This window comes from Neisseria sp. P0021.S005, from assembly GCF_051956955.1.
Window position 1 is genome coordinate 1 of sequence record NZ_JBQCWY010000603.1, and the last position, 1871, is coordinate 1871.

The following is a 1871-nucleotide window of genomic DNA, read 5'->3' on the forward strand; positions in this document are numbered from 1 at the left end:
GTTTTAGACGGCCTTTTTGCAGCTTGATTAGAGGGAAGTGGAGGTATCGTCGGTGGCAACAGTCCGATGCAGGCGATACCAATTGTACAGGCGCAAGATGCACAAGAAAGCGATGATGGGCATACAGGCTGCGGTAACCAGATAACGCGGGTTGCTGAAGTTTAAAACATTGTGCCCGGAAAGCAGCGACAAAGCGGCATGCAACCATTCCCACAAAGACGAAATGCTGAATGCCAAAACAGCCAACAGGCCGAGAGTTCGGAAAATGCCGATGGGCAGGATTTGTTGGCGTAATACGGCGCGGTTGAGTTGGAACAAGACAATCAAACCGAAGCCGATAATGCAGACCATGCCGCCGTTGGCGACGATTTGCAGGCTGTTGAAGGCAATGTCGGGCGTAACGGAAATTGTACCGGACTGGTTGGCGGCAGTTTGTTGCAAATTTAAGCCTTGCATGACATTAAGTACGAAACCGTAGATCAGGTCAGCCAAAACGATGCCGATGGGTAGCGGAGTCAAAAAACGTTTCATGGATCAGTTGAGTATTCTATTAGTATGAGTGAGGCCGTCTGAAAAATTAAACATGACGACGTGAGGGTATATTGTATCCGATAGGAAAGTAGGTTAATGCAAAAATAAATTTAGTTTAAGTCAGAAAATGATGTAATTTTACGCCAACATTATTGCATTAAGAGTACAATCCTCTTCATTATCAAACGTGAAATCAACAGGAAAGGACGTTTACATGAGCCAATTGCAACGTGATTTAACCCGTATCAGCCACAATACCAAAATTGTCGCCACACTGGGTCCGGGCAGCAACAATGTACAATTGTTGGAAGACATGATCCGTGTCGGTGGTCTTAATGTCGTCCGTTTCAATTTCAGCCACGGTACTCCGGAGTTCCATGAAGAAAATGCCCGCATTGTGCGTGAAGCCGCGAAACGCGCAGGTCAGGAAGTGGCTATTCTTGCCGACTTGCAAGGCCCGAAAATCCGTGTCGGCAAAATTGCCGGCGGCAGCATTGAGCTGAATAAAGATGAAACCTTAATTTTGGATGCCGCGCTTAAAGGTGAAGGTACACGCGAAGCGGTGGGTTTGGACTACCGTGATTTGCCGAATGACGTCGCTACCGGCGATGTTTTGTGGCTGGACGACGGCCTGTTGACCTTGACCGTTGAGGCGGTTGAAGGAAGTAAGATTATTACAAGGGTAGAAAACAGCCATGTGCTGAAAAGTAACAAAGGTATCAATAAACGCGGCGGCGGTCTGTCTGCCGGTGCGTTGACCGAAAAAGACTTCCGCGACTTGAAAACCGCGATTGCCATCGGTTGCGACTACTTGGCCATCAGCTTTGTGAAATCTGCCGAAGATTTGCACATCGCACGCGCCAAAGTCGAAGAAGAAATGAAAGGCAGTACAGCCGTACGCCCCGGTTTGGTTTCCAAAATCGAGCGCGTAGAAGCCATTGAAAACCTGGACGAAATCATCCTTGCCAGCGACGGTATTATGGTTGCCCGCGGTGACTTGGCAGTGGAAGTTGGCCATGCCGCCGTACCTGCCCTGCAAAAACGCATGATCCGCCGCGCCCGTGAGTTGCGCCGCTTCAGCATTACCGCAACTCAAATGATGGAATCGATGATTACCAACCCTGTACCGACCCGCGCGGAAGTCAGCGACGTGGCCAATGCAGTATTGGACGGTACCGATGCGGTGATGTGTTCTGCCGAAACCGCCGTCGGCGCGTATCCGTTTGAAACCGTCAGCCAAATGGCGATTATTTGTGCGGCTGCGGAAAAAGAACAAGATTCGCTCAACGGCGTTGCCGAACAGGTCGAGTATCCCGAAGCCGTCAGCACCAACTTGGCGA

Annotated in this window: 2 protein-coding genes; one reads left to right on the forward strand and one right to left on the reverse strand. The window is 50.0% G+C overall.

Annotation, left to right across the window (positions count from 1 at the left end; genetic code table 11):
- Positions 1 to 27: 27 nt before the first annotated feature.
- A complete protein-coding gene (locus ACTHUE_RS17390) occupies positions 28 to 531 on the reverse strand; it encodes a hypothetical protein (protein ID WP_070461180.1) in 504 nt (167 codons plus the stop codon).
- 214 nt (positions 532 to 745) lie between these two features.
- Here ACTHUE_RS17390 and pyk point away from each other — a divergent pair.
- Positions 746 to 1871 (forward strand): pyruvate kinase (pyk, locus tag ACTHUE_RS17395; protein WP_440424062.1); only part of this gene is annotated, 1126 nt, incomplete at its 3' end.

Bases quoted from the DNA above. Each gene is read 5' to 3' on its own strand.
- ACTHUE_RS17390 (WP_070461180.1), bottom strand. From the start codon at position 531: ATGAAACGTTTTTTGACTCCGCTACCCATCGGCATCGTTTTGGCTGAC.